We start from the raw sequence: 25,711 nt of genomic DNA on the forward strand, positions 1-25,711 counted from the left end.
GATAGAAGGCGAAAAATGAACATCTATTTTCAAGATAGGAGAAGCTGTATGGAACAAACAACCGTTATTAATTTTATTGTGCTTTTGCTGTCCGGCTTACTGCTGGTCGGTGTACTGACTACCAAATTTTCCAGTCGTTTCGGCATGCCTGCGCTTGTTTTGTTTATTGCCGTTGGCATGGTGCTCAGTCAGTTTATTTATTTTGATAATGCCTTTATTACGCAGCTGGTGGGTATTCTCGCGCTCATTGTGATCTTGTTTGAAGGCGGGATGCAGACGAAGTTTGCAGATATTAAACCAGTCATTCGACCTGCGTTGTCGTTATCCACGCTTGGGGTCATCGTTACGACCGTAGTCATTGGTGTCTGCGCCAAGTTTATTTTAGGCGTAGGCTGGATGGAATCTATGCTGTTTGGGGCTATTGTTGGATCGACGGATGCGGCTGCTGTGTTTTCCGTTTTGGGGGGGGAAAATATCAAGAAACGAATTACCTCTACGCTCGAAGCGGAGTCCGGCAGCAATGACCCGATGGCTGTATTTCTCACAGTTACATTAATTGAGTTGATACATCACCCTGAACAATCCATTTGGATACATATTTTGTTGTTTTTATGGGAAATGGGTTTTGGTCTGGTCATTGGTTTTGCACTCGGTCGCTTAGGGGTATATGCGATTAATAAAATGAATTTTGACTCATCCGGCCTGTATCCAGTGATGGCCCTGGCATTTGCAGTGCTAACGTATGCGGCGGCATCCTTGCTGGAGGCAAGCGGACTGCTGGCGGTATATGTCATGGCCATCGTGCTGGGTAACTCCGACTTGACCTACAAGCGGTCCATTATTCATTTTAACAATGGCTTCGCCTGGATGGTGCAGATTATGATGTTCGTCCTGCTCGGATTGCTGGTTTTCCCTGATCAGCTGCTGGGTATTGCGTGGCAAAGTTTGGCGCTTTCCTTTATCCTGATGCTCGTAGCTCGACCGATTGGCGTCTTTCTGAGCTTGCTTTTCTCCAGATACTCCATACGCGAAAAGACGTTGTTATCTTGGGCAGGGCTACGGGGAGCAGTCCCCATTGTACTGGCCACCTATCCACTACTGGACGAGATGGATGTAGGGCCCATGTTTTTTAATGTTGTATTTTTCGTCGTGCTTACCTCTGCGATTATTCAAGGTACGACCATTTCGTGGCTGGCAGTGAAGCTAGGCTTAATGGACCCTAACGAGACGTCGTCGCCTTCGTTGCTGGAGTTGGTTTCTCTGGGGAAAACCACTTCGGAAATTAATCATATTCAGGTGCAAAAGGGAATGTCAATTGCGGGCAAAGCGATCCAGGATATGCAGCTGCCTGATGACATTTTATTCACCGCCATTATTCGGAACGAGCAAATTATTGCCCCGAGAGGTACGACTGTGATTGAGCCGGGGGATACATTGTATGTGCTCAGTCCCAAACTCAAGCGACAACAAATGAAAGAACTGTTTATGCTGCTTGAACCGGAGGCAGTGCCGTAAAAGAGGTATATGCCAAGCGAACGCGGACGTAGTTTTCATAAAGTAAATTGCAAAAACAGTCCTTCACATCTGTGTGGAGGGCTGTTTGTTGTGTTATTTTATAGGTTGGGAATCTGTTAAAAAATTGACACTATCATTCTACAAAATTAGATTATGATATTGTCGTTAGATGTTGATGTATGATGGATAACAGTGAGTTTTTAAGATTGAAGTCACCATAATAGGAGAGATGTTGAATGAAACCGGAAGTTTTGCCACAGCGCGCAGCAGCTCGCAGGCAGAAAAATAAAAAGAAGAAACGAAAGGGTAGATTCGGTCGCTTTGTGCTGCGACTTTTTATAGTCTTCCTGCTAGCAGGAATAGGAGGCGCGGCGTGGCTATTCTTAACCCCCTCTGGCAAGGATATGCGCTATTTGGCCGCCGATACGCTGATTACTACTCAACATCGCCACTGGGCGAAATATTTTATCGGTGAAGAGGAGGCGCAAAAGCGTGTGGCCGAATACTCGGCTCGTTTTGAGCAGATGGGCGAGGAGAAGGACAGGCATACGATCAAGCTGCCTGATCTGACACCGACCAAGTTGCAGCAAACGCCGCTGGTTGAAGTGGAAGAGGTATCAGGTCGGAATTATCATGGCTACGTGATGACAGTGAATGATCCCACTAAAATCAGACTCGGGATCCCTGCCAAGGTTGGCAGGGGAGAACGGGTATCCAGCATGGTCGAGCGCTTAGGAGCCGTTGCTGGCGTAAACGGCGGCGGATTTGCCGATCCCAACTGGAACGGAAATGGCTTTAAACCGATCGGTGTTGTCATCTCCCAGGGTCAGATATACTACAACGATATGGGGAAAAATGCTTCAGCCCAAATCGTAGGTATTGATAAGCAGGGAAAAATGATTGCCGGGCACTATTCACTATCTGAATTGTCCAAAATGAACGTGCAAGAAGCAGTCACCTTTCAGCCACGTTTAATCGTGAATGGTAAAGGTCTGATTCGCAATGCCAGTGAAGGATGGGGAATTGCTCCTCGCACTGCAATGGGGCAAAGAGCAGACGGCGCGATTCTTTTCGTGACCATTGACGGGCGTCAGCCGGGTTACAGCATCGGTGCTAATTTGTACGATATGCAAAATATTTTACTTAAACACGGAGCCGTTATTGGTGCTAATCTGGATGGTGGATCATCGACCGTGCTCGTTAAGGATCATGCTATAATCAATAAACCTTCTTCTGAATATGGCGAGCGGTATTTGCCGACAGCGTTTCTCGTATTTGAGCATCCAGAGAACGTCAGTATTCCGAACATTTGGGCAGGTCTGAATCCTGGAGACATTGACGCAGCCAAAAAGAGATAGATCCGGAATACAATAGACCATTGAAGTGAACGGAGAATGATGATGAAGCTAAACCGAGGAAGATTTCAACGATTGCTTGCCGCCTTGTTTATGCTATCCTTACTCTTTACGGCAATGCAGCAAGGAGTTGTCGAAGCTGCCGGACAGGGAGAGACTGTGACTCCATCAACCCAATCGATGCAGGTAACGAATGTAGTCGTCAACGGACAGCCATTAAATTCAAAGACAAAACCTATGTTGATCAACGGAAAGCTGATGGTTCCGCTTAAGCCTTTTGCCGAAGCAGTGGGTGCGACCTATCAGTGGGATGTCAAAAAGAAGCTGGTTATGCTAAAAAAGTGGGCAGAACTCGTGCAGCTTAAGGAACGATCACGCAAGAACGAGCAGCAACTCACCTATGAAGTGTCAGGTAAAGAAGTGTATATCCCACTGCGGGATGTGTCGGTCGATTTGGGTTATACATTGGAGAAGACAAACACACATATACAGGTACAGCCGCCGATCCATGGTGCAATAAAAAAACAAATATACGAGGGGGACCTGGTGACAGCGCGTAAAGCGTTAATCCGTATAGACAGCCGTTCTATCCATCCTTATATCGAAGCACATTTTCCCAACACCGAACTCTTGTCTAGTGTCCATATGTTCCCTCAAGGAGAAGCATTACGGTATTTTACAGTGAATGGGGACGTGCTGAGTTTGGTTGAAGTGAAGGACGGTTTTCCGCTTGTCACCTATCAAGGGTATGTGGGAGCCCCCTTTGGCAAAGAATTTACGATGGATTACGATCCACTGGAGCTTTTTTTAAAAAATAAAGCCAAAAATCAGTGGGGAACTTATCCGAGATTAAATAAGCCGCTGGTCTATGAGTTTACTACAGGATGGGGAGACAGCAGCACTACTTATTACGGGCGTATTACTACGGATAATAAAGAAGAGCAGCTGGGTAAGGTGGTAAATTTAGGAACTGAACTTCCCTCTGATACCAAGCAGATCATGAAAACCTTCAAACTGCCATGGGAATCACGGACAGATGCCCAATACGCGATGGAATAAGTTAAGAGTCGCACTGGTAGATGAAAAATACAAAAAGCGTGTATCGTTGAAGTTAACATAACTTCCCGGTACGCGCTTTTTTGATGAAATGGGTATTGATATTTCGTTGTGTTCAAGCTTTTATTAAGCGTCATTTTCTGCTTCGAGAAACACGGAGATGAGAACGCGAGCGTTGCTTTCTCCCACGTTTTTGACATAATGGGGTATGGCTGCTCTCCAGCTAAAGGAATCTCCTGCTTGGAGGGTAGCTGAATCCTCACCTTGCTCTACATACACCGTACCCTCCAAAATATAATGAATTTCATCTCCCGCATGAGCATGCTCTTCTTCTGTCGATGAGCCTGGCGGCATGTCCACCAGCATCATTTTAACGTTACCCTGGCCACCTAAATGGTCGACCTGAAGGTTGTTTTTACCATACACCGTTTTACGGCGCTCGTCCTTGCGAATGACCCGCATTCGTTCCTCTTCTTTAAGAAGCAGAAAAGCGAGAGGGACCCTAAGCGCATTAGCGATGCTGTCCAGTGTAGCAATGGAAGGAGAGGTTTTATTGTTTTCCACCTGGCTCATAAATCCTTGTGATAGTCCGGTTCGTTCACATATTTGCTGAATGGATAAATTTTTACGTTTACGTGCGGCCCTTATGTTGCATCCTATACCCATAGAGCTTTCCTCCTTTAAGGGAATATAATGTATACTAATTTAATATTTATCATACCAAATATTTTGTTGACAGACTATAGTTTCTTATGATAAATTCACATTACAAAATAATTATTCCTATTACTAATAATTTGAGTATGATTCGTATAAATATGTTGCAGCATGGATTCGAATTGTAATTGTTTTTTTAGCCGAATTATTAGTAATATAAATTAATTATTTATATACACTTGTGAGTGTGAAAAACAAACAGAATGGAGAGATAAACATGAGTTCAGCAAGCAGAAATATTTCTACAATTATGCGGGTGGCGCTAGGAATTTTGTTTTTGGCACACGGAATTGCTAAATTTCAAATGGGGTTGGGTAATGTAGCAGGCTGGTTTTCCAGCATTGGCGTTCCAGGATTTTTAGGTTATGTTGTTGCGGTGATTGAATTGGTCGGCGGAATTGCATTAATCCTCGGAGTGCTTACCCGTTATGTATCCGGAATTTTTGTTATTGTATTGATCGGCGCGATTCTCACTGCCAAATTGTCCGGCGGGTTGATGGGGAATGGTCAAGGTGCCGGCTATGAGCTGGATATTGCTTTTATTTTGGTAGCTCTTCATCTAGTATTTGCACCGACGACCCGCTTGTCTGTGGATTCTTTATTCAGCCGTCGTACGTCAACAGAACAATAATGTTTGATTAACCAAGTCGTCCAATCCATGTAGAAAGAGGGAAATCCCATGACAGCACATCTTCCTGACAATACTAAAATCGGGCAGGTTTCATTAAAGGTTAGTAACTTGGAGCGCTCGGTTCAATTTTATACTGAGGTGGTTGGTTTTCAACTGCTGCGTCAAACGGCGGATACTGCTGAATTGACGGTCGACGGAAAGCATGCGCTGCTGACCCTAAAATATATTGAAAATGCAGTCATTCTTCCGCGCCAGTCCACAGCCGGATTATACCACTTTGCTATTCTTCTACCGAACCGTGTGGCTCTGGGACTGTCTTTACGTAATCTGCTGGCTCATGAGATTGAAATCGGACAGGGAGACCATGATGTAAGTGAAGCACTATATATCCATGACCCCGATAATAACGGGATTGAAATCTATGCGGATCGTCCTCGCGATCAGTGGAAAAAAGATATCAATGGGTTTTATATTATGGGTACAGATCCCGTGGATGCGGAAGGCTTAGTTGCGATCTCCGAAAACCTGCCTTGGCAGGGACTGCCGCAGGGAACAGTCATCGGGCATGTCCACTTCCATGTGTCTAATTTGCTCAAAGCGCAGCAATTTTATTGCGATGTGCTTGGCTTTGACATTACGTCCCGGTATGGTTTCTCGGCTATGTTTATCTCCGCAGGAGGTTACCACCATCATATGGGCTTGAATATATGGGCAGGTGAAGGAGCACCTCCAGCTCCCGAGAATGCAGTTGGACTGGATTTTTTTGAATTGATTGTACCGGATCAGAAGGAACTAGATGCCGTTGTCGCTCGTTTGACAGCAGCAGGCTATGGAATGCAGGAACGCAATGGTGCCAAGTATGTAGCTGACCCGTTCCGCATTCAAATTAAACTGGCTAACGGTCAAACCTTGTAACATGACAGGAACGCAGGCAGAAAAGGGTATTCCCATAAGCCATTAGGCTCGGAATACCCTTTTTTTGTATACTAGAACAAGCTCCAATCCAAATCCCGAGACATGGTTTCCAGCAAATGTACACCCGCTGTACTGTTGCCCATACGGTTCAGGGAAGGCCCAACTAATCCAATGCCGTATCGTCCAGGCACCATCGTCATAATGCCGCCGGATACACCGCTTTTGGCAGGCAGTCCGACTTGAATGGCGAACTCTCCAGAAGCATCATACATACCGCATGTCGTCATAAATGTTTTGGCAATCTGCACATAGCGGCGAGGGATCAAAGGTACGCCCGTAACTGGATCACGGCCGTTGTAGGCGAGAACGAGCCCCATACGTGCCAAATCCGTACAGTTCATTTTTACAGCGCAATGTCTGAAATAAACCTCCAGCACGTCCTCGACATGACCTCTTAGAATCCCTTTTTCCATCAGGAAATAAGCAAGAGAACGGTTCAGATGACCTGTGGCAGATTCCGAATCGTAGACATCCTGGTCATATTCCAGCGTGTCATTAGAGGCAAGCAGTCGGAAAAATTGCAAAACACGGGCAAACCTTTCTTCGGGGCTGTTCCCGCGAATCAGGGAGGAGACGGCAATGGCTCCAGCGTTAATAAGCGGATTAAACGGAATACCTGGCTCGACCAGTTCCAGCTTCAACATGGAATTAAAACGATCGCCCGTAGGCTCCATACCCACCTTGGAAAAGACAACGTCTTCTCCGTTATCCATCAAGGCCAGAATGAGCGTAAATACTTTTGAGATGCTTTGCATCGTAAATTGGAGTTCCGTATCCCCGGTTACCACGGTCTCACCCGCACCATTCATGACAACAATACCCAGCGCTTCCGGCGGTGCTTTGGACAATTCGGGAATATACGCCGCTACCTTGCCATGGATATACTCATGACGGCTTTGTTCCACCCATTCCGGCAGTTTGGTTTGTAGTCTCTGCCACTCCGATGTCATTTCTTTTCCTCCAGTCGAGTAACCATCCTGTGGTATTGTTATTGTAGAGCATTAAGTGATAGCTATACACTTATTCTAAAGAAATTTTCGGTCGAAAGACAAGCTCTAATTGGATTGGATGAAAGGAGGTAGATGACTTGTCATCTAACAATAACTCAACTTTTGATGAAGACTATAATGAGGTATCCAATGGTCGAAGACTTAGAGGTTTCGTACGTAGTGTGCTGGAGCGGGCTGAAGCCTTATCGGACAGAAATCCTGAATGGGCTAATTACATATTGGAGCAGTGGGCAAACAATGTGGAGGCAAGCCGAAATGAGCGCTTGAAGCTTGAGCGCACTCGGGAAAGGCATATACACCTGTTGTTCTCTCAGTCTGCCGCGGGCTCGATGAAGCAAGGACTTTCAGGTGCAGGATTGCGGTATGAAAGTAAGGTAATGTGTTTTGATGATCTATTTTCCATAGGGCCGTTATGGAAGCTGGAAACACAAGAAGGACAAGAAAACCGCCATAACTGGTTAGCTGAACGGATGGTTCATCATGAATTCTTCCATTACGCCAATTGGGAGCATCGTATTGAACAGATGATGACTACTCTTAGTGAAATTTCTGATGATAAGTCGATCACAATCTGGTGTGGGTCTAATGCTCATGAGCAGGTTGGATTACGGTTTGCATTATATGTTCTGCGAAACAGGGCTGCTCCTATTCAGGTCATCAATATCACGGATGCCATGAAACAGGAGTCGAATGAGCGTATAAATGCTGAGAATCCATTCCCATTATCCATGAGTGTGGTGCATTCAAAAGAGATCGAAGGGCTCATTAAGCGAAATGAAAATAAAATTCATGTTGTACGCATGGAAGATCGACGACGATACGAACAAGAGTGGCTGGAGCTTAGTGAACAGGATAGTGTGCTGAGATTATGGGACAATGACCAAATCGTTCATGTGCCAGTAGATTACTTTGACCAGGCTTTGCTGGATATGATCGCTCAACTACAGCTAGAGAATAATCAGCAATATGTAAATACCGGAAAAATAATAGGTGAGGCGTTAACACAATGGCCGCAACTAAGAAGCGATACCTTTTTGGAATATCGGATTCAATATTTAATCGCTCATGGCGAACTTGAATTTCTAGGGATGCCGGGAATGTTACATCGTTATGCTGTGAAACTAAAGTAGTAAAACCACGAAACCCAGTCCATACAAGACCAGGGTTTCTCTTTTATTTTTCAGACATAGGGGGCAATACCCTTCATCTGATTGAATATGGATTTCATGGAGAAGATGTTGACGAGGCTAAACTTATATATTACTATATTGATATTAACATGTTGTTTTTATCATAACAACAATAACCTATACCAATATATGAACAGGCAGGTGACACAAGTGACAGAAATATCAAAATACAATCCTAACGGCTTGACGGAGGAGCAATTTCTGGCCGCTTATGATGCAACTCAATACGAACGTCCGTCAGTAACGGTAGATATGCTGCTTTTTACTGTAATGGATCAGCTCCAGCATAATTATCGCAAGCTGCCGGAGAAGACACTCCAGCTTCTTTTGATCCAAAGAGGGGAGCACCCTTTTATAGGGCAATGGGCGTTGCCCGGTGGTTTTGTGGGTATGGATGAAAGCCTCGAAGAAGCTGCACGACGCGAGCTTAAAACCGAAACGAATGTGGATCAGATTTATATGGAGCAGCTATACACTTGGGGAGATGTAGCACGTGATCCGCGGATGCGGGTCATCAGCTGCGCTTACATGGCATTGGTAGACCACGATTCCTTGGAGATACAGGCCGGGGACGATGCCGCGGATGCCCGATGGTTTGAGCTGGATTACAGTGTGGCTCAGGAGACGCGGACGAATCAGCCGGAAGGTTACACGTGGGAGCAAGACATTGACGTTACCCTGAAGCATGGGGACATTCGCCTGTCAGCCAAAGTAAAAGTGACTGAAATCCTGAAGGGGAAAACCATTGAAATCAAGCGAGAAGTGCTGGAGTCACAGGGAATTGCCTTTGACCATGCCAAAATTATTGCGTATGGCATCGAGCGTCTGCGCAGCAAAATTGAATATACAGATATTGCATTTCATCTGATGCCCTCCCTATTTACATTGAGTGAGCTTCAACAGGTGTATGAAATTATTTTGGGTAAAGAGCTGTTGGCTGCGGCCTTCCGCCGTAAAATAGCGGATCTCGTAGACGAGACGAATGAATATAGAAAGGCGGCTGGACATCGTCCGTCCAAGCTATACCGATTCAAGCCTAGGTCGCGTTTTATATAGTATAAAGGAATATGAAATGAGGAATTGTCATGGAGAAGTTTACATTTTTTTATCGCAGTCATTCGCCATTTTCACAATGGTATCCCTCTGATTTTGTCGTAGATGGTTTGGAGTTTAACTGCGCGGAGCAATATATGATGTTTAAAAAAGCGCAGCTTTTTGGGGATGAAGAGGCGGCCCGGAAAATAATGCTGGCATCCACACCTAGGGAGCAAAAGGCCCGTGGTCGTAGTGTACTCGGGTTTGATCAAACCTTGTGGGATAAGAATTGCCGACAGTTTGTGTATGACGGTAACCATGCCAAATTTACGCAAAATCCGAATCTGCTTAAGTATTTGCTTAAGACGAAGGGGACCACACTGGTTGAGGCTAGTCCGACAGACACCATTTGGGGTGTAGGCTTGACTGAAAATGATGCCCGCATAAACAACCGCAAGTTATGGCGAGGCACGAATTGGCTAGGGGAAATATTGACGAATTTACGTGAGGAACTATTGCAAAAGGAGGAATTGTCATCATGACAAGTACGATGAATCACCGGAGCAACCGGGATGCTCGATCACAGATGGCGCAGGAAACGCTATCTATTTTGGAGAATGGATATTACACAAATACCAAGCAAGCCCAAGTGAATATAGCAAAAAAAGTGGATAACGCGATCACAGGCTCGAAGCTATATACACCTTCTCAACTGGTGGCTGTAAAACAAGAGGCAGAGCAAAGGATACAAGGTGCATTGGAGTCCTCTTCACACATAGACAAACGGGCGCATACTGCTGCAATGATGGAAATTACGGGCGAAAGCACGTTACAGGCGGCATTTAGGCTCCGGGTTGAGGAGAGGCTGGAGCACATAGCGTGTTTGAATTTTGCATCAGCCAAAAACCCGGGAGGCGGGTTTCTTGGAGGCAGCCAGGCCCAAGAGGAAAGCTTGGCTCGTTCGTCAGCGTTGTATCCCTGCATTTCACAAATGGAAGAAATGTACCAGCATAACCGAAAGCTGCGAAGCTGTTTTTACTCGGATTATATGATTTATTCGCCGGAAGTTCCGGTATTTCGAGATGATCAAGGAACATTGCTGGAAAAGCCGTATCAGGTCGATTTCCTGACTGCACCTGCTGTTAATGCTGGAGTCGTGCGAGAACGGGAGCCAGAGCAGGTCAACCGGATAAGCGAAGTGATGTTAGAGCGTATTCGTTACATTCTCGGAATGGCTAAGCAAAACGGGGTAGAGCATCTCGTACTGGGAGCCTATGGTTGCGGGGTATTCCGCAATAAGCCGGAAGAGGTTGCGGACTGGTTTAAGCAAGTGCTTGTAGATGAGGGCTATGCCTTGTTGTTCGAACGGGTTGTTTTTGCCATACTGGATCATACACCAGGGCAACGTACCTTAAGCAGTTTTAAAGAGGCCCTTTCCTGAAGCTGGAGGCCATAATATGTCATGAAAAGGAGAGTGCTGAATGAATCCATCTTCGGACATTACCTGGCATACGTCAGATGTTAATAAGCAAGCGCGTCAGCTTCTGAATGGACATAAAAGTCCGGTGCTTTGGTTGACGGGGCTATCTGGCTCAGGAAAATCAACGGTATCTTCCACATTGGAAAAAGCATTATATGCACGCGGCATACGCACATTTATTTTGGATGGGGATAATGTTCGACATGGCTTAAATAGCAATCTGGGGTTCCTGCCCGCTGACCGTAAGGAAAATATCCGTCGTATTGCTGAAGTGTCAAAGCTAATGGCACATGCAGGTGTTCTCACAATTTGCGCCACCATTTCCCCTTATCGTGAAGACCGTGAAATGGTAAAGGAAATTTTACAGCAGGAAGGCTGCTATGAGATCTATATACAGTGCAGTCTGGAGGAGTGCGAGCGACGTGATCCAAAAGGAATGTACAAGAAAGCGCGAGCGGGAGAAATTCGTCATTTTACAGGTGTTGATGCTCCTTATGAAACACCGCTGGAGCCTGATCTAATTGTATCTACTGAAGGTCGGGAGGTAGCCCAGTCGGTTCAAGATATCTTGGATTTTCTCGACAGGGAATCATTGCTGTTCTAATCTTCGTCAAACCTTTTTCAAATCTTCCTGAAATCTTCATTATCCAATTTGGAATTCATGTTTAAATAGAATAGACCTCTCATCTTGAAGCCGTCTGAATCTTTCCCTGGTTCTTTATATATACGGTGTCAGAGGTGGGAGGTCTTTTGGATTACAACAACATATCGTCAACCAATTCATTCAAGAGGTGATTTCATTCATGAGTAAACAACCAACCAACCTGACTACAAGCTGGGGCGCTCCTGTCGGTGATAATCAAAATTCCATCACTGCCGGATCACGCGGACCTACACTGATTCAGGATGTGCATTTGCTGGAGAAACTGGCGCATTTTAACCGGGAGCGTGTGCCGGAGCGTGTTGTTCATGCCAAAGGTGCGGGAGCGCACGGATATTTTGAAGTCACTAATGATTTATCTGCATATACCAAAGCAGGCTTCTTGTCCGAGGTAGGCAAGCGTACACCGATGTTTATACGCTTTTCTACCGTTGCGGGTGAGCTGGGCTCGTCTGATACGGTACGTGATCCGCGCGGGTTTGCGGTGAAGTTTTACACAGAGGAAGGTAATTATGATCTCGTAGGCAATAATACGCCTGTCTTTTTTATTCGGGATGCCATTAAATTCCCAGACTTTATTCATACGCAAAAACGTCATCCTCAAACTCATCTGAAAAATCCGAATGCAGTGTGGGATTTCTGGTCCTTATCTCCTGAATCACTGCATCAGGTAAGTATTCTCATGTCTGATCGCGGCATTCCCGCTACACTTAGACATATGCACGGTTTCGGTAGTCACACGTTCAAGTGGGTAAACGCCCAGGGTCAGGCCGTATGGGTAAAATATCATTTTAAAACAGAGCAGGGCGTACAAAATCTCGATGTCGATGTGGCTGCGAAAATTGCTGGTGAAAATCCGGATTATCATACAGAAGATTTATTTAATGCCATTGAGAAGGGCGATTTTCCTGCATGGAGACTATATGTGCAGATTATGCCATTAGAGGATGCGAACACATACCGCTTTGATCCATTTGATGTAACAAAAGTATGGTCGCAAAAGGATTACCCACTGATCGAGGTAGGACGTATGGTACTGAATCGTAATCCTGAGAACTATTTTGCAGAAGTAGAGCAGGCGACGTTCTCTCCGGGTTCATTTGTGCCAGGTATTGAAGCCTCTCCGGATAAAATGCTGCAAGGACGCCTGTTTGCCTACGGTGACGCACATCGCTACCGTGTAGGCGCTAATCACAATTCACTGCCGATCAACCGTCCGCATGCGGAAGTACACAACTACCAACGTGATGGGGCATTGCGCAGTGACAGCAATGGTGGTGGCTCTGTCTACTACGAGCCTAACAGCCTCGGTGGACCGAAAGAATCACCAGCACACAAAATCGCTCCTTTTGAAGTGTCTGGCGAAGCTCAAAGTGTAGCCTACGATCATCATGATCACTACACACAGCCAGGAGACCTGTACCGCTTGCTCAGTGAAGATGAGCGTGCACGTCTGGTTCGAAATATCGTAAATGCGATGAAACCCGTAGAAAGCGACGAAATTAAGCTGCGCCAGATCGGACATTTCTACAAGGCTGATCCTGAATACGGACGCCGTGTAGCCGAAGGTTTGGGATTGACCATTCCTCAAGGTGAATAGAGGTATTTGCGTACTTTAGCTAAGACTTCTCCATAAAATAAAAGGATGTCCCAACGCCACGTACATGGTTGATAGGACATCCTTTGCTTTTGAGTACGATATAGAGCAGCTGTTTGTGGTGGACGCTCCACGAACGGAACGTTGCTCCAATCGCTGTTGTCTCCAGATTTATTGAATCACGCTAAGCGGTGTAAATCTGGGGACAAACCGACCGCTACCGCTTTTCCGAAATCGTTCCGTCCTCTCCGCTGCTTTTAGGTGCTCTAGTCTTACAAACCAAAGGAAAAATTCTAAAACTAGAAAAGCTGCAAGCTTCCTATAATATAAGTTTTGTGGCTTATTTTGGTGTGTTTTTGTGTTTAAAAATATAATGATGTAAACAGCATAGAGCAAGCGGAGAGGACGGAAACGTTCTGTAGAAGCGTCAGTGATCGTAAGAATGATCCGTCCGTGCAGCTGTATAGAAGTACGCATTAACACGCTCGTCAGCACTGTAAGCGCTATATCCTTTGTAGCTTGGGCAAATAGATTACAAGAAATAGAGACCGCCCCAAAGCAAAAACGATAAAGGACAGCCATAGCCCGTGATTCCCATAGTGGGGAACGCACCAGAAGAGAGCAGCTAAAAAGAAGAGTAGCGAAATCAACATGGAATTACGGATCGGATACGTTACCGTCATTCCTGTAAACACACCGTAGAATACCAGTCCCAGCCCGGCAGCCAGCGGAAAGACGACAAGCCATCCATTGTATGGACCTGTTAGGCTAATCACCGTGGCGTTATCTGTGAACAGTCGGATAAGCGGCTCCTTCAGTGCTAGATACAGTCCACCCGTTACCACACTGGTAACCAGGGTCCAGAACCAAGACAAGTGGATAACTCTTTGCAGCATTTTCCGATCTCCAGCACCACGGGCTTGACCCGTCATGATGCTGCTGGCATTGGCAAATCCGTCAAAAAAATAAGCCATAATGTAATGAATTTGCAACAAAATAGCATTTGCAGCAAGTTGATCGGTTCCGAAGCTTGCGCTATGGGATGTGAACAGATTAAACATCGTCAGCAGACAGGCTGTACGAATCATAAGGTCAAGGTTCGTTGCCATGACACTTTTCAGCTCCGAGACTCCAAACCAACTCTGCCAATCTTTTTTCCCACTACTTTGCAACCATTCTCTCCAGACCGAGGAACGAAGTATAAGTACAAGACCGAGTATACAGGCGAGGGCTTCTGCGATTAGTGTAGCACCTGCTACACCGGCTACATCCCACTGCATGATTTGTGTGAACCCAATAGCCAATATCATATTGATCGCATTCATCGTAATTTGCAGAAATAAGGTGGCTTTCACGCGAGATAATCCCATCAGCCAGCCGAGCATCACATAGTTTATCAGTGTAAGCGGCGCTCCCCAAATACGAATGTTAAAATAGATCGCTGCCTGCGCAGCTACATCCTGAGCAGGATGGATTAAATGTAGGGAGGCCAGCAGGATCGGCTTTTGCAGTATAATGAACAACCCGCCGATCAGTAAAGCGATAGCCAGTGGGCGCATGAGTGCGGCTATGCTCTGATCGTTATTTTGAGCCCCCGCAGCCTGTGCGGTAAAAGCCGATGTGCTAACGCGTAGAAAACCAAACAGCCAATATAAAGTATTGAAAATAAGAGTGCCCACAGCCACACCGCCCAAATAGGAGGCATCGCTCAAATGACCGATTACCGCCGTATCCACTGCACCGAGCAATGGGGTTGTAATCGTCGAAAGTATTAAAGGGATAGCTAAAGCAAGATAGTCTCGGTGGGAAGGCAACATGTTGAAAAAACCTCCAGTAAAGATTGTGTATATGGATGACGATCTGGCTGAAATAAAGCTTCCTTGGCAAAATCCTCAAGTACCTTGCCATCTTTCATGATCATAATCCGGTCACTCATGAAGTGTACAGCGGCCAGATCATGGGAAATGAACAGATAGGCCACTCCCAGCTCATCCTGTAAATCCTTAAGCAGATTTAAAACGGCTGCCTGCGTCGTCACATCCAGACTTGCCGTTGGCTCATCGAGCACGATAAAGTCCGGCTCTGTACTGATCGCGCGCGCAATGGTTACACGCTGCTTCTCCCCGCCGCTGAGCTGATGCGGGTACTTATCCAGATAGCTGGCTGGAAGTTTGACCATACCGAGCAGATGCTCGGCTATTTCCCGCCGTTTCGATGGCATACCTGTCATATAGGAAGGGACATAACCTTTGAGCTGATCTAACGGTTCCAGCAAGGATTGCAGAATGGTCAGTCTGGAATTTAAAGCCGCTGCGGGATGTTGAAATACCGCCCCCAGCCTGCTGCGAAACCGTTTTAACTTATTTCGCTTTAATCCCTGGACTGTTTGGCCATCCAGCATAAGCTCACCTTGATCAAACGAATCCAACGTTAAAATACAGCGAGCAAGCGTGCTTTTCCCACTGCCACTTTCTCCGACAATGCCCAGACATTCTTGGGGTGAAATCGACAGGGAAACATTGTGCAGCACGGTTTTGCCTCCGGTGAAAGTCTTCGTCAAACCGGAGACGGTGACAACAGGTTTAGATGTGGCTACATATTTGGATGTGACTACATGTTGAAGAGAGGAGACGTGATCATCCATACAAATCGCTTCTTTCCCGTGAGATTTGTTCTTCGGTGCTGTATGGTAAACGTGCCGGAGTACTTGGAGACAGCGGCGGAATCGCTGCCAGCAGTCGACGTGTATATGGATGTGCCGGATGATCCAGCACCGTTGTTGTCTCGCCGCTTTCGACCAGCGAGCCCGCACGCATCACCGTGATTCGATCCGCATACTTGCGGACATGACGAAGGTCGTGGGTGATCCACAGGACAGAAATCCCCGTTTCCATCCGGATTCGGTCGATGAGCTGGAGCACCCGGTGAGCTGTCAGGGTATCCAGCGACGTTGTGGGTTCGTCAGCAATCAGAAGTTGTGGCTTTAGCAGCAGTGCGGCGGCAATAGCCGCTCGTTGCAGCTGACCGCCGCTCAGCTGGAAGGGATAGCTGCCGTATACCCGCTCGGCGGGAAGCTGTACGCGCTCAAGGACCTCTATACAGTGCTGTTTACGCTCATTTCGATCTGCACTGCCATGAGCGTGCATCAGCTCGTCCAGTTGACTGCCTATACGCAGGAAGGGGGTAAATGCTCCGTGATAGTCCTGAAAAATATACGAGATTTCATTGCCAAGTAAGGAACGTCTTTGTTTGGTGGACAAGGTCAGCAAATTGTTGCCCTTCCAGTCAATAACCCCGTCCGTTGTTAAGGAGGAGGGGAGCAGCCCACCGATCGCGAAAGCTGTCATACTTTTGCCGCTGCCGCTTTCTCCGGCAAGGGCAAACCACTCCCCCGGACGAATGGTCAGCTCCAGTTGGTCTACAATTGTTTTTGCATTTGCTCGAATCGTTAAGCCTTCAATAGATAGCATATACGGTTCACTCCTCCGTCCGTGTTTTAACATCATATCGGTCACGCAGCTTGTCTCCCAGCACATTCGCCAGTAGCACCGTGACTACGACAGCTATTCCGGGGACCAGCATCAGATGGGGAGCCATTTGGAAATATGCTCTTCCTTCATTCAGCATGGTGCCCCATTCGGGAATCGGCGGTTGCGGACCTAAACCTAAAAAGGACAAGGAGGCAATCATTAAGATGATTTTGCCGATATCCAGCGCAGCCATTACCAGCACATTCCCAATCGCATGGGGCAGAATATGCCGCATGACAACTTGCAGGGAGGATGTACCTGCAAGTATGGATAACCAAATGTAATCCTTTTGCTTTTCAGTGAGCACAGTACTGCGTACCAGTCGTGCATAACTAACCCATTTTATCGCCGTCACCGCGAAAATAAGATTCATCAAGCCAGGTCCGAGCAGACCGCTCAGCACAATGGCAAAAATATAATCGGGTAATGTCATGAAGGCATCGACCACTCGTTTGAATACACGATCAACCCAGCCCCCGACAAATCCTGACAGCAGACCAAGTGGAACTCCGACAACCAGTGAAACGGCTAAGATCAGCAAGCTGGTTCCGACCGTTGTTCGAAGCCCTGTGATCACTCTCGACAGCACATCTCTGCCCATATGATCGGTTCCCAGCCAGTGTGTAGAGCTGAGCGGTTGAAGCCGATTCTCCATCCGGATACGATACGGATCTTGCGGGGCAAGGAGCGGAATCACTGTAATTGCTGTAAAAATGAGCAGGATAAAGAGCACCACAATCCAAGTTTTAGACCATTTCATGCTAGCGAATTGCCTGTTTTCAGCATGTGAGAATTTTATCATGATGGACGTTTCTCCTTCAAAGCCATTTCGGGATTGATCCAACGGTAGGATAGCTCAACTGTCATATTGATACATACAATGAACACGGCCATAAAAAGTGTATAGCCCTGAATAATGGGATAATCCCTTGCGGCAATTGCATCCACAATCCATTTGCCCAACCCCGGATAAGAGAATAGCACCTCAATCACAACCGTTCCTCCCAATAGGCTGCCTATGCTCTCACTGAATACTGTAATAAGTGGAGCAAGGCTGTGACGAAATATATGTCTGAAAAAGATGCGAGTCGGACTGATTCCCCGGGCTTGCGCCGCCTTGATAAAATCTTGTCCTGAGCTTTCAATTAGACTGGCGCGGATCATGCGTACATAAACGGCCGCCATCGCCAGTCCCAAGGTGAGAGAAGGGAGTACCAGATGAAAAACGGTTCCTTCACCCATGGACGGAAAAATGCGCAGTTTAACCGCAAACCACTCGATAAACAAGAGCCCTAGCCAAAAGCTGGGAATCGAGGAGCCAATTAAGGCAAACATGCGACTGGCGGTGTCAAGCCAGCGGTTGCGATATAGCGCAGCCATCGTTCCCAGCGGAAGCGCAATGAGCAGCATAATGAACAGGGAGCCTCCGGTCAGCAGAAGTGTATAAGGCAGTTTTTCCGTAAATTCTGCCAACACTGGACGATGGGTCAAATAAGACTGTCCAAAATCCAACTGAAGCAACTGAACCAGCCACTTACCATATTGCACAGGTAACGACTGATCTAGTCCGAGCTGGCTGCGCATATCTGCAATTTGCTGATTGGATACAGCTACATCATCTACCCGGAGAATGCTCCGGACGGGATCACCCGGAACCAGCTTGAGCAGGCAAAAGCTTACAAAGGAAAGAATAAGAAAGAAGAATACCAGTTCAAAAAGCTTTTTGGCGATCGATTTGAGCATGCTATTTCACATCCAGGTCCTGGGTCAGCAGGTAGTACTCACTTTGGCTTGTTACCCAATTATGCACGTAATTGCGGTAAGCCACTACGTTGTTCGGATGAACGAGAAAAGAGTGCAGATTTTCTTGATCAATCAACGAGACAGCTTCCAGCGCCAGCTTGTTGCGTTGTTCCTCGTTCACTGTTGTATTCAGCTTCGTGATTATAGCCTCCAGCTCCGGTGCATGCACACGCCCATAATTCAGTGCTCCCTCGGGCATGTAAGCCGCATTCAGATAATAGCTTGCATCGCCGCGCGGGGCCGTAATGCAGCTGTAAGTTGCCAAATCCCAATCCTGATGAGCAGCAAGATATTCGTCGATATTATCAACCTGGCGGATATCAATCGTAATCCCGAGTTCCTTGGCGTTAGCCTGGATTAGCTGTGAAATGAGCGGAAGCTCTGCCCTTGACTGATAAGTCAATAACGTGAGATGAAGCGCTTGTCCATCGGGCGCTTTTACTTTGTCGTCATGCACTGAATATCCAGCTTGCTTGAAGTTGTCTCGTGCAGCGCTCAAATCAAACTTTTTCGCAGTGTATGTCGGTGAAAAAGGAAATTCGGACAGGAACGGTCCCTGAGCAGGAGTCCCCTGACCCGACATGATGCCATCCGCAATCTCATCACGATTGATCAGATGATCGAAGGCTTTACGTACAGCCGTCTTGTTCAGATCTTTGTTGTTCATATTGTAAATGAGCTGATGCGTCCGCAGGCTGGGCAGAGAGTCCACTTTAACTGTGGAATCAGCTTTTAACAGGTCCAGACTTTCAATCGGCGGACGATATACAATGTCAGCGTTCTTGGCTTGAAAAGCAAGCTGACGCGCATTGGCGTCTTCGTTAAATACAAATTTGGCCTGCTTCAATTTCACTTCACCATTCCAATATTGATCGTTGCGCTCCAAATTCAGTTCACTTCCGGCGCGAAAGCTGGCAGCCTTGAACGGCCCCGTTCCCGATGGAAGGGCATCTGTAGAGGAGTTATCTATGACAGCCGTATTGGGATGAATTAGCTCAGATGCAAATTCCGGGAAGGGCCTGTCTGTCGTAACCTCCAAAATCTGCCCATCCGCACGGATGTCACGAATATGCAGCGCATTTTTAACCGATGGGTTAAGCTTTTGCGCTCTTTCCAGAGACGCCTTGACAGCAGCGGCATTAACGGACTTACCGCTATGGAATTTCACGCCCGGACGGATGTTAAAGGTCCAGTGTTGTCCATCCTTGCTGCTCCATTTCTCTGCAAGCCAAGCTTCCTGCTTGAGATCTTTATTCACTTTGACCAGTGTTTCACTCACTCCAGCGCGGACGGCTGTATAGTTCACATCCGTATGCGGATCTATCGAAGAGCTTTGCACATTGAACAATAAAGTGACAGTTTTATCTTGTGGTGCGTTTGCAGCAGATGGAGAGAGTGAAGCTGATGGAGATGTAGAGCAGGCTGCCACCATCACCGCTATTACTGTAGGTAAGAATAATTTAAAATACGGATGCTTAATCAACAGAGTATCCCCCTTAATAGTAATCGTAATTCTTACGCTTTACTTCATAAAGCATATCGTAACCAAATGGGGGAGGTTTGTAAATATGTAACTGTATGAATATGTAGATAGGTTCATACAGAAAAAAGGCTGCTTGACCGTGGATATAAGGTCAGCAGCCTTTATTATAGGCTTGTTTATTAGTGCATCGGAGCTTGAGCTGCCCCTTTTTTGACATGAACTCTGCGGATGAAAAAAGCAAGGAATAGCCCGATCACGCTGACAATCATGGCGAAGAAAAATGAATTCTGAGACCCGAATGCCATGGCATTCGCCAGTTCGTTAATGGATTCAGGCATACTGGATTGGCTCAAATAGCTTTCCATACCTTTGGAGAGAATGCTTACTGCTACGGCTGTACCGATAGCACCAGCAACTTGTTGCAGCGTGCTCATAATGGCTGTTCCATCTGGATAAAGCTCCAGAGGCAACTGGTTTAGACCGTTCGTCTGAGCGGGCATCATGATCATGGAAATCCCGATCATCAGGCAGCAATGAAGCACAATAATGAGTACGATAGCTGATGTTGTTGTAATGCCGGACAGGAAAAACAAAACAGCGACAACGATCGCAAGCCCTGGGATGACGAGCCATTTGGGACCGAATTTATCGAATAGGGAGCCCATAATGGGAGATAAGAGACCATTGATAATCCCACCTGGCAGAAGCACCAAACCTGCTGTCAAAGCGGACAGGGCGAGCCCTTTTTGCAAAAAGAGCGGAAGAATTAACATCGTAGAAAGGATGGTCATCATACACAGGAAGATCATCACGACTCCGATGACAAACATCGGATATTTAAAAACACGCAAATTCAGCATAGGTTGCTTCATTTTTAATTGGCGCATCGAAAACAGAATCAACGCGATCAGCCCGATGATCACAGGCAGCAAAACAACCGGGCTGGTCCAGCCTTCGCCGCCTTCTCCGGATTTACTAAAGCCGAATACGACACCGCCGAAGCCGATGGAAGACAATAGAATAGATAAAACGTCAATTTTCGGCTTGGTAATTTTCGAAACATTTTGCATAAATAAAATACCGGAGATCAACGAGAGAACCAGGAACGGAAGGGAGATCCAGAAAATCCAGTGCCAGGAGAGATTTTGTAGAACCAGTCCTGCAATGGTAGGTCCAACCGCAGGTGCAAACATAATCACCAATCCGATGATCCCCATAGCCGCGCCTCTTTTTTCAGCTGGGAAAATGATCAAGATGGTATTAAACATCAACGGCAATAACAGCGCCGTGCCGACGGCCTGAAGAATACGTGCGATCAATAGCACTGAAAATGTAGGTGCGAGCGCAGCAACGAGACAACCCGCAATAGAAAACAGCAACGATGTAACGAATAGCTGTCTTGTCGTGAAGGTTTGAAGCAGCAATCCAGATACAGGTACCAAAATACCGAGTGTTAGCAGAAAAGCCGTAGTCAGCCACTGAGCTGTTGCTGTCGTAATGTGCAAAATCTGCATCAAATCATTCAGCGCAATGTTCAGCGCCGTCTCACTAAACATCCCGATAAAACCGCTAAGCAGCAGGGCAATCATAATAGGCAGCACCTTGAACGTTTTGGGTTCAGAAGGAGCACTTGTTTGACTCATTGTACTCATGTTGTTTTTGTTCCTCCAATATATTGATGGGTATTGAATTATAACGATCGGTCTATATATAATAAACATGCTATTATTTTTTTGTCAAAATAAAATTTAAATATCATACAATGAAGGATGCTGTATATGGCTGCTAAACCCGAATCATATGAGAATATCGTACAAACCGCGTCGAGGCTTTTTTTTCATCAGGGGTATCACGCTACTGGGCTTAATCAGATTCTTGCAGAAAGTGGGTCACCTAAGGGTTCTCTCTATTATTATTTTCCGCGTGGAAAAGAAGAGCTGGCGTTAGAGTGTATTAGAAGAGGGAACGAGTTTATTAAGCAAAAACTGAAAGAGACTCTGGCAGAGAACGATGACCCCGTGAGGGCCATTCAGGAATTTATTCGCAATACAGCTGAGGAGGCAGATCGCGTCAGCTTTAACGGATTTATGCCGATTGGCTTTTGGACTGCTGCAGAAACTTCCTGCATTAGTGAATCTCTCCGTCATGCCTGTGTGAATACGTTTACAGATTGGCAGCATCTCTATATGGAACGCCTTCAAGCGGCTGGATGGATGGAAGAAAAAGCGCGCAGTTTGGCAGTGCTCATTATATCCATGCTGGAAGGAGCTTTAATACTGGCCGTTACTCAACAGAGCAGTGCACCCATTTATAATGTGGTGGATTATATTCCACAGCTGATTAAATAATCAGAACCCCCAAAACGCTCCGCAATAAGCCCGAACAACTGTTTTGAGAGCCGATTTTCTTGCCTTGAGAAATCTGCTCTTTTTTTATGTATCAGTGGATGCAATTTTACTTAGATCACCAGTACCAAATGATGAAAAGTATGGTAAAATGGAATGAATTTGATTTTGCACGAAAGAGAGGGTGAACAAAAGTGGCAAAGGCGAAGGTGGCCAAACGGCCTACTCGGGATGAATTTGTGTTGGAGGAAATCGGGAATCAGCTTGTAGAGGCACAACAAGAGCAATCCGAAGTTGTATTGACCGTATGGGGGCGTGAAGAAGCAGTCCGCGGACAGATCGTCAAAATGGACCCAAGAACGGGGAGAGTTCATGTAGAGAATAATGGTGAGACGGATAAAGTTCCTTTTATGGACATTATGAGTGTCAATTACCCGAGAGATTAATCAAGCTTACATAGTTAAGTAGAAGGAAAAACTAGAAGAATAGCACTTTACAATCTATATGCAAAAACAACCGAGTGGTTTGAAGCCACCGGTTGTTTTTGCATATATGGTCGCATTAAAGAGGGAAGAAACCTCATACATGCTTATGTAGTTTTTATTGGGGCAGTGTTATTACCACGTGCTTCGGCTTTCTTTAGCACCTTACGATCAAAAATGAAAGGCCCGAACGGCAGCAGTGAGGCAATCAGAGCCATGAGCCCTTGCAGTATTGTTATTTTCCGTAAAATCAGCATGACTACAATTGCAGCCACATAAGCCACGAACAGTACCCCATGAATCATCCCCACCCAGCTTACCATTTGCGGCATTCCGGCTGCGTATTTAAGCGGCATGGCAATACATACGAGCAGCAAATATGAAATCGCTTCAATATTACCGATGAAACCAAAGGTCTTAAATGCATTTTTAAACATCATAAACCTCCTTTATTTTATTAATTAAAATTTAATATAACCTACAAATTGATGTTATAAGACAATAAAAAGTTACGATATATTGAATATTTACAGCATACCCAAGGGGAGATCTGAGTTTTCATTTAACATCAAAGAATATAGAGCCCTAAACATTTTCTATGATAATTCCGATAACAGTTAAATGAACGTGTAACCATTATGGCATAAATTTTAAAAGCTGGATTGCAGCAGGAGGGTTTTGTAGGCTTACTTATAATTATGAAATTTTAAATTTCTATACTGTTATCAAGGAGAGCATTGACCATGAATAAGAAGCATTTGCGCCAATGGATGGCTCCGTTCGCAACGGCTACACTGATTTTAAATACGGGGTATGGCATCTGGGGAGGAACGGAAGTGTTGGCGAGCCAATCCGCGGCTCTGAGTGTTGCACCAGCAGAGGTGAGCAATCTGATTGCGGCTGCGTTAGATACAACAAGGGTGAATTTGTCTTGGGCTAATCCGTCGGACATCAATTTTGACCATGTAAAGGTGATCGGTGTCAGTAACGATGTGTATGTAGATAACATTAGAAGTAACTCTTATACGTTGAGCGGCTTACAGCCGGATACGACATATACCTTCCGAGTGAAGACGGTGAATAAGAGTGGAAATGAATCTCAAGGTACTACAATACAGGCCAAGACTGCTTCCGCTAGTGCTCCTGTAGATAAGACACCCCCGGGAGAGGTAAGCGGGCTGACAGTGGCGAATTTAGGGTACAACACTTTTACCGTAAATTACATAATGCCCAGGGATGCTGACTTGAGCCAAGCCATTATCTATTTAAATGGCAAGGAAGTGCAGCGAACTACAGGCACGTCCTATACGTTTAGTGGATTGATTGCTTCCACAAACTATACAGTAACGATCAAGACTATAGACAAATCCGGCAACATATCTGGAGGGATCAGTATTCCGGTTACGACCTCAGCGCTTACTGTCGATACAGTACCAGAAGTGACAGGGGCTTCAGTGACATCAGTTAATAACTATAGCGTTACTGTTTCCTGGACGAGGCCTAGCGGAATTAATACGGTCAGTCTGTATAAGGACGGACAACTGGTAACTGACTCAACAGGAACATCCTATACATTCAACAATCTTTCGGCAAGCCAGACATACACGTTTATGATCAGGTCCAAGCGAAGTACAGGTGCATTGTCCTCCGGTGTGAGGCTGACTGCCACGACGAACAGCACGTCCTCCAATTCGTCAGAAGTATCCAATCTTGAAGTAGATAGCAAGAGCGATACCTGGATTAAAATTACCTACGATATGCCGAGTTCGGCTGAAAAAGTGAAAATATATGTTGATGGTGATTACGAGGGGACTACATCCTCTGAATCCTACAAAATTACGGATCTACGTGAAGGACGCTGGTATGAGATTAAGGTTACAACTGTAAATAGCAGTGGAAGGGAATCTAGCGGGGTAAAGATCTCGGAACGTGCAGATAGTTATAGCTATTCCTCGTCTTCCTCTAGTTCATCAAACTATGAGAAAGCAAGAGATTTAATGCGAATTGCAGAAAATAGTCTGAATGCCTCCGACTGGCGCTCTGCCAGAGACGCAATCAGTGATTTGCCGAGCGGGTCCCGTAAAAGCGATCTGCTGGATCGGCTGGAAGCTATTCGCAATAGAGCGATTGGTACCGGTAGCTCATCGTCCGGGACGAGCACTACTACGACCACTTCCGGTACAACGTCCTCATACCCTAACAGCGCGGTTTCCTCATATTCAACTTCGTTCATCCTGACACCAGGAGCTAAAGCAGCTTATGTTGATGGTCGTGCTACGACGATGGCTCAGGCTCCGCGGATCATAAATGGGGTAACAATGGTCCCGTTGCGCTTTATCAGTGAACGAGTGGGGTACGAGGTAAACTATGAAAAAGCGACCAAAAAAATCATCATGACTCGCCCTACTGACGGTAAACAAGTGATGCTTCAAGTCAAGAATTCGACCCTTGCCGTGTATGAGTTAAACAATTCCCGGAATTACTCGACGAACATCACGGCCCCGGTTATTATTAACGGCTATACACTGGTTCCATTACGAGTCATCAGCGAGCTTTCGGGTTATCAGGTGAACTATAACACTGCATCCAAACAAATTACGATTACAAAATAAATGTATCTGTAAAAAAGAGTTCCATAGTGAAAACTATGGGACTCTTTTTATAAGTTGTGCACCCGGCATGGGCGATAACTTGGCGGTGAAAGTCCGCTACAGGCTTGGCAGTAGGAACTGTTAGCTAAAGGCAAGGGTGTCGGGTCGCGAGGCGAAATCTGAAGGAAGCCGGAGGCAAACCCTCGGTCTGACGAATAAAAATCACATAGAAGGCATTGTGAAGCAAAGTCCAAT

The 25,711-nt window shown here is 46.0% G+C and carries 24 protein-coding genes; 14 read left to right on the top strand and 10 right to left on the bottom strand.

Translation table 11 applies throughout. From position 1 onward, the window contains the following. Positions 1-48: 48 nt before the first annotated feature. The 3 genes from LCF57_RS19065 (at position 49) to LCF57_RS19075 (ending at position 3,929) form a co-directional block, all read left to right on the top strand. A complete protein-coding gene (locus LCF57_RS19065) occupies positions 49-1,515 on the top strand; it encodes a potassium/proton antiporter (protein WP_226002117.1) in 1,467 nt (488 codons plus the stop codon). A gap of 236 nt (positions 1,516-1,751) precedes the next feature. Beyond that, a complete protein-coding gene (locus LCF57_RS19070; RefSeq protein ID WP_226002118.1) occupies positions 1,752-2,873 on the top strand; it encodes a phosphodiester glycosidase family protein in 1,122 nt (373 codons plus the stop codon). 42 nt (positions 2,874-2,915) lie between these two features. Then, entirely contained in the window at positions 2,916-3,929 is a 1,014-nt protein-coding gene (locus LCF57_RS19075) for a stalk domain-containing protein (RefSeq protein ID WP_226002119.1), read from the top strand. A gap of 123 nt (positions 3,930-4,052) precedes the next feature. On the opposite strand, the gene LCF57_RS19080 is transcribed toward LCF57_RS19075, so the two are convergent. Further along, on the bottom strand, positions 4,053-4,592 hold the full coding sequence (locus tag LCF57_RS19080; protein WP_226002120.1) for a helix-turn-helix domain-containing protein: 540 nt from the start codon (positions 4,590-4,592) through the stop codon (positions 4,053-4,055). A 268-nt stretch (positions 4,593-4,860) separates the two neighbouring features. Between LCF57_RS19080 and LCF57_RS19085 the strand changes: the two genes are divergently transcribed. Both LCF57_RS19085 and LCF57_RS19090 read left to right on the top strand, forming a co-directional pair. Next, positions 4,861-5,274: a DoxX family protein gene (locus tag LCF57_RS19085; protein ID WP_226002121.1), complete on the top strand. Its 414-nt coding sequence runs from the start codon at positions 4,861-4,863 to the stop codon at positions 5,272-5,274. Positions 5,275-5,322: 48 nt separating this feature from the next. Continuing rightward, positions 5,323-6,189, top strand: a complete 867-nt coding sequence (locus tag LCF57_RS19090; protein WP_226002122.1) for a VOC family protein — start codon at positions 5,323-5,325, stop codon at positions 6,187-6,189. A 71-nt stretch (positions 6,190-6,260) separates the two neighbouring features. Here LCF57_RS19090 and glsA read toward each other — a convergent pair whose 3' ends face one another. Continuing rightward, a complete protein-coding gene (gene glsA, locus LCF57_RS19095) occupies positions 6,261-7,199 on the bottom strand; it encodes a glutaminase A (RefSeq protein ID WP_226002123.1) in 939 nt (312 codons plus the stop codon). 137 nt (positions 7,200-7,336) lie between these two features. Between glsA and LCF57_RS19100 the strand changes: the two genes are divergently transcribed. The 6 genes from LCF57_RS19100 to katA all read left to right on the top strand — a co-directional run bounded on the left by LCF57_RS19100 (position 7,337) and on the right by katA (position 13,225). Further along, on the top strand, positions 7,337-8,389 hold the full coding sequence (locus LCF57_RS19100) for a DUF1835 domain-containing protein (RefSeq protein WP_226002124.1): 1,053 nt from the start codon (positions 7,337-7,339) through the stop codon (positions 8,387-8,389). Between the two features lie 210 nt (positions 8,390-8,599). Beyond that, a complete protein-coding gene (locus LCF57_RS19105) occupies positions 8,600-9,505 on the top strand; it encodes an NUDIX hydrolase (protein WP_226002125.1) in 906 nt (301 codons plus the stop codon). A 29-nt stretch (positions 9,506-9,534) separates the two neighbouring features. Beyond that, positions 9,535-10,026, top strand: coding sequence for an NADAR family protein (locus LCF57_RS19110; protein WP_226002126.1), 492 nt, complete (start codon positions 9,535-9,537; stop codon positions 10,024-10,026). After that, positions 10,023-10,925, top strand: a complete 903-nt coding sequence (locus LCF57_RS19115) for a TIGR02452 family protein (RefSeq protein WP_226002127.1) — start codon at positions 10,023-10,025, stop codon at positions 10,923-10,925. Before LCF57_RS19110 ends, LCF57_RS19115 begins: the two co-directional genes overlap by 4 nt. 40 nt (positions 10,926-10,965) lie before the next feature. Beyond that, positions 10,966-11,568 (top strand): adenylyl-sulfate kinase, encoded by a 603-nt coding sequence (gene cysC / locus LCF57_RS19120; RefSeq protein ID WP_226002128.1) that lies wholly within the window; start codon positions 10,966-10,968, stop codon positions 11,566-11,568. Between the two features lie 199 nt (positions 11,569-11,767). Further along, on the top strand, positions 11,768-13,225 hold the full coding sequence (gene katA / locus LCF57_RS19125; RefSeq protein ID WP_226002129.1) for a catalase KatA: 1,458 nt from the start codon (positions 11,768-11,770) through the stop codon (positions 13,223-13,225). 500 nt (positions 13,226-13,725) lie between these two features. On the opposite strand, the gene LCF57_RS19130 is transcribed toward katA, so the two are convergent. The 7 genes from LCF57_RS19130 to LCF57_RS19160 all read right to left on the bottom strand — a co-directional run bounded on the left by LCF57_RS19130 (position 13,726) and on the right by LCF57_RS19160 (position 21,681). Continuing rightward, complete coding sequence (locus tag LCF57_RS19130; RefSeq protein ID WP_226002130.1) at positions 13,726-15,039, bottom strand: MATE family efflux transporter; 1,314 nt, start codon at positions 15,037-15,039, stop codon at positions 13,726-13,728. Further along, the gene (locus LCF57_RS19135; protein WP_226002131.1) at positions 15,006-15,866 is read right to left on the bottom strand and encodes an ABC transporter ATP-binding protein; all 861 of its coding nucleotides are present in this window, start codon (positions 15,864-15,866) and stop codon (positions 15,006-15,008) included. The genes LCF57_RS19130 and LCF57_RS19135 overlap by 34 nt, the downstream gene beginning before the upstream one ends. Next, positions 15,859-16,692 carry an ABC transporter ATP-binding protein gene (locus tag LCF57_RS19140; protein ID WP_226002132.1) on the bottom strand — a complete coding sequence of 278 codons (834 nt, stop codon included), beginning with the start codon at positions 16,690-16,692 and terminating at the stop codon, positions 15,859-15,861. Before LCF57_RS19140 ends, LCF57_RS19135 begins: the two co-directional genes overlap by 8 nt. Positions 16,693-16,699: 7 nt before the next feature. Further along, positions 16,700-17,554, bottom strand: coding sequence for a nickel transporter permease (nikC, locus tag LCF57_RS19145; RefSeq protein ID WP_226002133.1), 855 nt, complete (start codon positions 17,552-17,554; stop codon positions 16,700-16,702). Continuing rightward, entirely contained in the window at positions 17,551-18,495 is a 945-nt protein-coding gene (gene nikB / locus LCF57_RS19150) for a nickel ABC transporter permease (RefSeq protein ID WP_226002134.1), read from the bottom strand. The genes nikC and nikB overlap by 4 nt, the downstream gene beginning before the upstream one ends. 1 nt (position 18,496) lies before the next feature. Next, positions 18,497-20,038: a nickel ABC transporter substrate-binding protein gene (nikA, locus tag LCF57_RS19155; protein ID WP_226002135.1), complete on the bottom strand. Its 1,542-nt coding sequence runs from the start codon at positions 20,036-20,038 to the stop codon at positions 18,497-18,499. Between the two features lie 179 nt (positions 20,039-20,217). Next, positions 20,218-21,681: a DHA2 family efflux MFS transporter permease subunit gene (locus tag LCF57_RS19160; RefSeq protein WP_413232207.1), complete on the bottom strand. Its 1,464-nt coding sequence runs from the start codon at positions 21,679-21,681 to the stop codon at positions 20,218-20,220. 135 nt (positions 21,682-21,816) lie between these two features. Here LCF57_RS19160 and LCF57_RS19165 point away from each other — a divergent pair, with 135 nt between their 5' ends. Continuing rightward, entirely contained in the window at positions 21,817-22,386 is a 570-nt protein-coding gene (locus tag LCF57_RS19165) for a TetR/AcrR family transcriptional regulator (RefSeq protein ID WP_226002137.1), read from the top strand. 191 nt (positions 22,387-22,577) lie between these two features. Beyond that, on the top strand, positions 22,578-22,829 hold the full coding sequence (locus LCF57_RS19170) for a YolD-like family protein (RefSeq protein ID WP_007432418.1): 252 nt from the start codon (positions 22,578-22,580) through the stop codon (positions 22,827-22,829). A 143-nt stretch (positions 22,830-22,972) separates the two neighbouring features. On the opposite strand, the gene LCF57_RS19175 is transcribed toward LCF57_RS19170, so the two are convergent. Beyond that, on the bottom strand, positions 22,973-23,302 hold the full coding sequence (locus tag LCF57_RS19175) for a DUF3817 domain-containing protein (protein ID WP_226002138.1): 330 nt from the start codon (positions 23,300-23,302) through the stop codon (positions 22,973-22,975). 306 nt (positions 23,303-23,608) lie between these two features. On the opposite strand from LCF57_RS19175, the gene LCF57_RS19180 reads away from it, so the two are divergent. After that, positions 23,609-25,477 carry a stalk domain-containing protein gene (locus LCF57_RS19180; RefSeq protein WP_226002139.1) on the top strand — a complete coding sequence of 623 codons (1,869 nt, stop codon included), beginning with the start codon at positions 23,609-23,611 and terminating at the stop codon, positions 25,475-25,477. Positions 25,478-25,711 lie beyond the last annotated feature (234 nt).

Origin of the sequence: Paenibacillus sp. BJ-4 (genome assembly GCF_020404765.1) — a bacterium.
GTDB lineage: Bacteria > Bacillota > Bacilli > Paenibacillales > Paenibacillaceae > Paenibacillus.

Coding starts and splice junctions, on each gene's coding strand:
- LCF57_RS19065 (WP_226002117.1), top strand. CDS start 49: ATGGAACAAACAACCGTTATTAATTTTATTGTGCTTTTGCTGTCCGGC.
- LCF57_RS19070 (WP_226002118.1), top strand. CDS start 1,752: ATGAAACCGGAAGTTTTGCCACAGCGCGCAGCAGCTCGCAGGCAGAAA.
- LCF57_RS19075 (WP_226002119.1), top strand. CDS start 2,916: ATGAAGCTAAACCGAGGAAGATTTCAACGATTGCTTGCCGCCTTGTTT.
- LCF57_RS19080 (WP_226002120.1), bottom strand. CDS start 4,592: ATGGGTATAGGATGCAACATAAGGGCCGCACGTAAACGTAAAAATTTA.
- LCF57_RS19085 (WP_226002121.1), top strand. CDS start 4,861: ATGAGTTCAGCAAGCAGAAATATTTCTACAATTATGCGGGTGGCGCTA.
- LCF57_RS19090 (WP_226002122.1), top strand. CDS start 5,323: ATGACAGCACATCTTCCTGACAATACTAAAATCGGGCAGGTTTCATTA.
- glsA (WP_226002123.1), bottom strand. CDS start 7,199: ATGACATCGGAGTGGCAGAGACTACAAACCAAACTGCCGGAATGGGTG.
- LCF57_RS19110 (WP_226002126.1), top strand. CDS start 9,535: ATGGAGAAGTTTACATTTTTTTATCGCAGTCATTCGCCATTTTCACAA.
- LCF57_RS19115 (WP_226002127.1), top strand. CDS start 10,023: ATGACAAGTACGATGAATCACCGGAGCAACCGGGATGCTCGATCACAG.
- cysC (WP_226002128.1), top strand. CDS start 10,966: ATGAATCCATCTTCGGACATTACCTGGCATACGTCAGATGTTAATAAG.
- katA (WP_226002129.1), top strand. CDS start 11,768: ATGAGTAAACAACCAACCAACCTGACTACAAGCTGGGGCGCTCCTGTC.
- LCF57_RS19130 (WP_226002130.1), bottom strand. CDS start 15,039: ATGTTGCCTTCCCACCGAGACTATCTTGCTTTAGCTATCCCTTTAATA.
- LCF57_RS19135 (WP_226002131.1), bottom strand. CDS start 15,866: ATGGATGATCACGTCTCCTCTCTTCAACATGTAGTCACATCCAAATAT.
- LCF57_RS19140 (WP_226002132.1), bottom strand. CDS start 16,692: ATGCTATCTATTGAAGGCTTAACGATTCGAGCAAATGCAAAAACAATT.
- nikC (WP_226002133.1), bottom strand. CDS start 17,554: ATGATAAAATTCTCACATGCTGAAAACAGGCAATTCGCTAGCATGAAA.
- nikB (WP_226002134.1), bottom strand. CDS start 18,495: ATGCTCAAATCGATCGCCAAAAAGCTTTTTGAACTGGTATTCTTCTTT.
- LCF57_RS19160 (WP_413232207.1), bottom strand. CDS start 21,681: ATGAGTCAAACAAGTGCTCCTTCTGAACCCAAAACGTTCAAGGTGCTG.
- LCF57_RS19165 (WP_226002137.1), top strand. CDS start 21,817: ATGGCTGCTAAACCCGAATCATATGAGAATATCGTACAAACCGCGTCG.
- LCF57_RS19175 (WP_226002138.1), bottom strand. CDS start 23,302: ATGTTTAAAAATGCATTTAAGACCTTTGGTTTCATCGGTAATATTGAA.
- LCF57_RS19180 (WP_226002139.1), top strand. CDS start 23,609: ATGAATAAGAAGCATTTGCGCCAATGGATGGCTCCGTTCGCAACGGCT.